Source organism: Paenibacillus turicensis, assembly GCF_017873435.1.
Taxonomy (GTDB): domain Bacteria; phylum Bacillota; class Bacilli; order Paenibacillales; family Paenibacillaceae; genus Fontibacillus; species Fontibacillus turicensis.
The window spans coordinates 178,040-184,959 of sequence record NZ_JAGGKG010000009.1 but is presented as its reverse complement, the minus strand read 5'-3'; the positions used below and the strand labels follow the sequence as shown (position 1 = coordinate 184,959).

General features: G+C 34.7%; 7 protein-coding genes. 1 reads left to right on the top strand and 6 read right to left on the bottom strand.

Annotated elements, in window-relative coordinates; all coding sequences use genetic code 11:
- Positions 1-143: 143 nt before the first annotated feature.
- Complete coding sequence (locus J2Z32_RS11445) at positions 144-1,037, bottom strand: DUF4097 family beta strand repeat-containing protein (protein ID WP_210089290.1); 894 nt, start codon at positions 1,035-1,037, stop codon at positions 144-146.
- 136 nt (positions 1,038-1,173) lie between these two features.
- Entirely contained in the window at positions 1,174-1,959 is a 786-nt protein-coding gene (locus J2Z32_RS11440) for a helix-turn-helix domain-containing protein (RefSeq protein WP_210089289.1), read from the bottom strand.
- A 210-nt stretch (positions 1,960-2,169) separates the two neighbouring features.
- Here J2Z32_RS11440 and J2Z32_RS11435 point away from each other — a divergent pair, with 210 nt between their 5' ends.
- Entirely contained in the window at positions 2,170-3,468 is a 1,299-nt protein-coding gene (locus J2Z32_RS11435) for an aminotransferase class I/II-fold pyridoxal phosphate-dependent enzyme (RefSeq protein WP_210089288.1), read from the top strand.
- Positions 3,469-3,536: 68 nt separating this feature from the next.
- On the opposite strand, the gene J2Z32_RS11430 is transcribed toward J2Z32_RS11435, so the two are convergent.
- The 4 genes from J2Z32_RS11430 to J2Z32_RS11415 all read right to left on the bottom strand — a co-directional run bounded on the left by J2Z32_RS11430 (position 3,537) and on the right by J2Z32_RS11415 (position 6,918).
- Positions 3,537-4,130: a hypothetical protein gene (locus J2Z32_RS11430; protein WP_210089287.1), complete on the bottom strand. Its 594-nt coding sequence runs from the start codon at positions 4,128-4,130 to the stop codon at positions 3,537-3,539.
- Between the two features lie 58 nt (positions 4,131-4,188).
- Complete coding sequence (locus J2Z32_RS11425; protein WP_210089286.1) at positions 4,189-4,884, bottom strand: VanZ family protein; 696 nt, start codon at positions 4,882-4,884, stop codon at positions 4,189-4,191.
- A 184-nt stretch (positions 4,885-5,068) separates the two neighbouring features.
- Entirely contained in the window at positions 5,069-5,752 is a 684-nt protein-coding gene (locus J2Z32_RS11420) for an ABC transporter ATP-binding protein (protein WP_210089285.1), read from the bottom strand.
- Between the two features lie 23 nt (positions 5,753-5,775).
- Positions 5,776-6,918 (bottom strand): hypothetical protein, encoded by a 1,143-nt coding sequence (locus J2Z32_RS11415; protein ID WP_210089284.1) that lies wholly within the window; start codon positions 6,916-6,918, stop codon positions 5,776-5,778.
- Positions 6,919-6,920 lie beyond the last annotated feature (2 nt).

The window sequence follows — 6,920 nt, the reverse complement described above, 5'->3', positions numbered from 1 at the left end:
AAACTAAATAACCAGTCGCCAGTGAATTACCGGCGTCTGGCTGCTTAAACTTGTAAGGTGTTTTGATCCCTGTCTCACATAAAGGGGTCAGTCCCTTGATTCCAATTTTGTACATAGCTTGGGTTTTTAATTTTTACTTAATTTTAGTGACTAACTGTAATGTTACCCACAGAAGTTCTCAGTGTGATCGGAGGTCCTCCGCCGTTAAGCTTAACTCCCTCATTATCTATTCCTGTTAACTCCCCTAGCTCGGTAGTCGCCTCTACTTCAGAAGGTAAGGTAGATGGAACCTTTGCAATAAGATTTCCTAGCTCCACCATCGCACTTAAGCTGCTAAAATTAGATTGTTCATTAATACTCATATCGAGCTGACCTGTATTCACAATAATAGAGGAATCACCTGCGATTTGAACTTCCTGAATCTGAATTTCACCAACATCAGCCTGTAGCTGTAAGGAACCTTGTAGTTTACTCATTGTAATATTGCCGACATTGCTATGGATTTGATACGCTGTAACCTGCTCAGGTACATAAATAGTATAATCAACAAGCAATTTGGAAGTCTTATACTGCTTTTGCGCCCAGTCCCATAGATTTTCATCTTGGTTACCATGAGGATGGATCAATAAAGTTAATGTCTCTTGATCAGGTACAAGTGATATCTCTGCTTGCTCAAAAATTTGCTTTATTTTCTCCTTTTCTGCCTCACTTTTGCTTACCCATAACTTTGCCTCCACCTTAATTTCCCCACTTTTGGAAGAAGGCTCAATCGTAATGTTCCCTATTGGATGATTAATGTTCAATGTTGTTGCATTATTTATCGGCTGAGTTCGATTTAGTTCAGTTAATACACCTTGACTTCTCATATCCTTACTCCAATCTGCTCCAGTGTCTTCAATTAAATCTCCAACCTGATGGACGGCATTTTGCGCACCACTCGCTACCTCTTTTAAATTATCCTCTAGCTGGTCACTGCAACCTGATAACAATAGTGTAGAAGCTAGCAATGAAACACCTAGCGTTTTTAAAGAATTCATTTTATTCCCCCTATTTGTGTAAGCCTTATGTATAAATTCAGTATACTCCATTAAACTTAGTTCAGCTTCAACCTCAGGTCTATAAAAAAACTAGACCGTAGTCTAGTTTGAAATTTTATAATTCATTTTAATTCATTTATCTAATTTCTGATGGGCTTTTTCCTGTGTATTGTTTAAATTGACGACTAAAAAAGAAAATATCCCGATAGCCTAACGCATCTGCAACTTCGGTAACATTCATTCCCGCATGTAACAACAAATGCTGCGCACGATCAATTCTAGATTTTATAATGTACGATTGGACAGACATACCGATGATTTCTTTAAATTTAATTGAAAAATATCTTGGGGACAATCCCGCTCTTGCTGCTAAATCCTCAACCTTATGCGGTAATCCAGGATGCTGAACAACATAATTAGAAATTTCATGAATGACCTCTGCAAGCTGGTTACTCACCTTTTTTTCAACCTGTGGTTGGCGTTCTTCTCTCAGTAAGGAAATGAGCAGCTGCTTCAAAATCAGGCGAGCCTCTTCCTCTGCAGCATACGCTTGGATAAGAAATAAGCGAACATAACGTGACAGCATATATTCGAAGTCCAGCGTATCCTCCAAAACTCGATAAGGACTAGGCACCTCAGTCACTGGTTCAGTGACATCAAAATGGATATAGGTTAGCACTAACGGCTTTTGCGGGTTATGGGTTGCAGTCGTATGATCGCCTTTACGAAATAAAAAACAGCTTCCTTTGCCAACAGAAAAAGATTGGCCATTTAGCACAACAGTGCCCTCACCACTCCATACATAAAAAAGATCATAGTTATCTAATGCCTTTTCTCGCTTGCGCCATCTCCATGTCGGCTCACAAACAATTTTGGCAAATGCAGGTTTAAGTACAAATGAAGACGGTGACAGGTGAAGCATATTTTTATCCCTCCGTAAGTAGAGTCCAGACTTGTTATCCATATTATACTCATTTGTACGTTTTACCAAAAGTAACTTTTCAATATTTATTCTATAAAGTATCCATTTCTGTTGATGTAGAGAGTGACGACGATAGATCAAGATGATATAATGTTAGGCAATATAATGGTTGTCGCCTAGTACAACTCACATCGAGAGGATGAGTTTTGAATGAACCCACTTGCGGAGCAGATGAATCATAATCTGAAATCCAGCAATATCCATGTATATGATATGTTGTCTACAATCGGAAAAGAAATTTACTTTCCTAAAGAGGGCATTCTTAATCAGTCTGCTGAAGCAGGTGCTAAAGCAACAAAATTTAATGCTACGATAGGGATTGCCACAGAAAACGGTACAGCAATGTACCTTAATGCGATTCAGGAAACATTATCTGCTTATCACCCAAATGATTTATATCCTTATGCCCCCCCCGCGGGTAAGCCTGCTCTTCGCAAGTTATGGCGCGAGAAAATGCTAACTGAAAACCCATCTCTCGAAGGTAAAGCTTTCAGCCACCCTATCGTTACAAATGCACTAACACACGGCTTAAGTATTGTTGCAGATTTATTTCTGAATGAAGGTGATGTCGTTATTTTCCCAGATAAAAACTGGGAAAACTACGAATTAACATATGCTGTACGTGGTCATGGTACAATTGTCAATTACCCATTATTTACAGATGAAATGAAATTTAATAGTGCAGGGTTACGTGAAGCCTTGCTTGCACAACAAGAAAAAGGAAAAGCGATCGTCCTTTTGAACTTTCCAAATAACCCTACAGGCTACACCCCTGGGGATCGTGAGGCCAATGAAATTGTAGCTGCCCTACTTGAAGCCGCTGAAGCGGGAATTAATGTTGTCGCCGTTACGGACGATGCTTATTTTGGACTCTTTTTTGAGGATACCATTTGCGAATCATTATTTGGTAAATTAGCAGGTTTACATCCGCGTATTTTACCGATTAAAGTAGATGGTGCAACAAAAGAAGAATATGTATGGGGCTTTCGTGTAGGCTTCATCACCTATGCTTGTAATGATAAAGCAGTTGTAGAAGCATTAGAAAATAAAACAACTGGAATTATTCGTGCCACAGTTTCAAGTTGTTCCCATCCTTCTCAAACCTTTGTATTACATGCGTTGCAATCACCAGATTTTGCAGCTCAAAGGGAAGAGAAATTCATTACGATGAAACGCCGTGCAAATAAAGTCAAAGCGATTTTAGATAATGAGGATTATATTAAAGTATGGGACTACTACCCCTTTAACTCCGGTTATTTCATGTGCTTAAAATTAAAGCATGTGAAGTCAGAAGATTTGCGTCAGCATTTGCTGGAACAATACGGAATCGGAACAATCGCTTTAGGAGAATATGACTTACGGATCGCTTTTTCCTGTATTGAGGAAGAGGATCTCGAAGAGTTATATAGCCTGATCTATCAAGGTGTGCTTGATCTGTTGAAGAAATAAGGCTATAGAAAAACCTGAAAGATTACGAAAATCTAATTTAGAGTTTCTTAGTCATTCAGGTTTTATTTTTAATCTATATTTGCAATTCCCCATTGCCCTTCTTTGTTTTTAGTGAATGTAAACATAACACTTGTATTACTAATGACATTATCTGAAGACTTTTCTGCATATCGAATTAATACATTAATTCTTACACGATCATCAATAATAAGCTTTTGAATGAATTCAACATCATAAAACATATATTTGTTTTTTTCTTCGCTAAAAAAGAGTGAATCAAGTGAATTACCTTCATGTATATATTTATTAAAGTTCTCTTTATTTTGATCGATAACCGCTTTAAGCGTGCTATTTAACATATTAATAATCTCATCATTAAAAAAACTTTCTTTATACTGTTCTAAATTAACAGCAACTTGTGGTTTAAAGTTAGTTTTGGTAATCTCTTTGCCTTCTTTTGTTGAGTTATCTAGTAATACTTGTGACTCAGGTTCCTTACTTTTGGGTGAAGAAGGTTGTTCTTTATTTTTATCTACTATGTTTACTTGATTTTTTTGGGTACTCGGCTCTGAGGTATTTAGAGCCTTTTCTGTGCTACAGCCCGATATAAGCAAAGATCCAAATATACAGACAATCAATAATCTAAAAGCTGATGCAGCCATCAAGTATAATCCTCCTATTTATAGCTAAAAACTAAAAGGCCGGTTTTTGTTTATGTCTTTAATGCGAAAAGTTTTTAAACTTAACCGAATGTGTTCTAAGCTTATTCAAAATATAACTAAAGCACACATCAGCTATAATAAAACCAACAGTATTAAGTATAAGATCATCGATATCACAAAATCCTGTTCTTGTTATCCCCTGGATCAGCTCTACAGCTACAATAAGAAGGACAAAGCCTACATATTTTTTAAGCTTGCTAGTCCCTTTAGGTAAAAGCAAAATAGCGAACAAAGCCATCGGCATAAACAATATTAAATTTCCAAGTAGGTTTTGAAGGACAGTACCTACATTTATATTGTGACTTATCAACTCGTTAATGTAGTTAATTATTGTTTTGAATGGAACTAGGTTAGTGTTGTCCTTCATATAGTCAGACCAAGAATCATATTCCCAAGTAGGCCCACCTTTAAACAAAAAGAAATAGAGCAACACAATATAATATATAAAATAGCTTAGTAACCCAAGCCTCACTGCTCTTATCTGTTCTTTTGTCTCAGTAGCCATCCATTTATGAAACTGCTTTCCTATAAAAATACTAACAATATAACCAAACCCTAACAACAGCAAATATTTCATAATATCTGTATTATAACCCGCCACGATTACGATATAACCTGTAAAAACTAAGATAGCTAACGCTATAATGTAAAATATGAGTGCCCCTAGCTTTTTGAATAAATTATTAACATTCATTGCCTAGATAGCCTCCTTAATAATTTCAATATAAACCTTTTTTACTATACTTTATTTTCTAGTTTTAAAAATACGTAACAAACCTTTAACTACGAGTACAGCTAAGACTACAAAAACTACTAATGCAACAGATGTTAAAATTATATTTTCCCAAAGTACAGTCATGTAATAAAACCTCCTGCTTTTAGTTAGTAATCTCTTTTACAATTTCCCCGTCCTTTAACTCTATCACACGATCACACATCGCTGCTACTTCCCTATTATGAGTGGCAATTACAAAAGAAGTTTTATTTGTCTTATTAATTGTTTTTAACAATTCCATTATTTTTATAGTTGTTACAGAATCCAGTGCCGCAGTGGGTTCATCAGCAATAATTAACTGCGGACGATTAACAATCGCACGCGCGATCGCAACACGTTGTTTTTCACCACCAGAAAGTCTTTTAACTTTTTTGCTAATATATTGATTTAATTGCACTTTGGTTAACACTTTTCGTACTAATTGTTCGATCTGCTCCATAGGCACATCCTTATTAAACAATAGGGGTAACTTAACATTTTGAAATACTGACAAATTCTCAATCAATCCAAAATCCTGCCATATATATCCGATTTCCTTATTTTTAACGGTTGAAATTTGCGCATCAGATAGTTCATTTAAAGCTTTACCCTGAAACAAATAAGTTCCTTTATCCTGCTCCAATGCACCACCAATAATGTTTAATAAGGTGCTTTTTCCAGATCCAGATTCACCAATAATGGCTACCATCTCTCCCTGTTCAACCTGCATTGTTATATTTTTTAAAGCAAACCCGTATTCATCATATTGTTTACCCAAATTTTCTAAATGTACTAGTGATTTTTTCACAAATATAACTCCTTATTTTGTACTTAAAAATATTGTCTAGCTTTGTGAAAATAATAGTAATTTAACAAGGTCAGACAAGTCATAATAAATAGGCTCAAACTAAATGTAATAAAGGTATGGCTAAATAAAAAAGAAAAATCGCCTACATATCGTAAGAAAGCCCACACCATTTCTCCTATAATAAAGGCACCGATACAAACTATAAAATTCAAGCACAATAAAGCACGAACCAAAAAAATTCGAGTTATGCCATAGCTTAAATAAATATAATATTGTCCCTTTTTATTATAAAACTCAAGATAATAGAAGCTTCCCAATGATACGATTATAAGAAGTAACAATACAATCAAAGAGGTTATGTTAATAGAAAAATCATGATGAGACACTTTGGCTGAGTTATTTATATTTTCTTCGATACTTCGAATATCAAATAACCCTGTAGGGGTAAGTAGCTCAGATAGCATACTAGAATCATCTACTTCACTTTGAAACGTAACTGTAATTTTATTACTACTATTAACATAAAATAATGGAATTGTATCTTGGAAATGATCAAAAACCAAAATGGTATGATCTCGATTTTGGATATTAGGACTATAGGCTAAATCTAAAATGTAATTATATTCACGAACACCAATTACTTTGATCGTTATCTCTTTTAATGGTTTTAAATTTTTTTCAACAGGAATTTTGTATGCTTGTCCCAATTTATATTTACTATTTAATTCACTAGGAATTATCGCTTGATATATGTAATCATTGTCCCATTTACTACTAAAATATGAGCCCTTAGTAGTTTGATATTTGAACTGCGTTATTTCATCCAAATTCATAAAATTAATTGTAATTTGCTTCCCTCCATTCCTTTCGTTAGTGTAGGCAAACTGTTTATTTGGCGTAATAATGTTAACTCCTTTTGGTAATTTTCGTTGTAATTGTTCCATTTCAGTTGAAATATGATCTTTATCCTCGATGTAATAATATCCTTGAAAAAGTTGCTCCGCGTTAGTATCTTCTATTGTTTGTTTTAAGTGCTTAATTTCAAATAAATGATATAACACTACATGAAGAAGAATAAGTACCACCACAAACTGAAGTAGATGATAAATATACTTTTTTTCACTCTGATTAATATACAACACTAAAAATTCATATATTCGTTTCATTA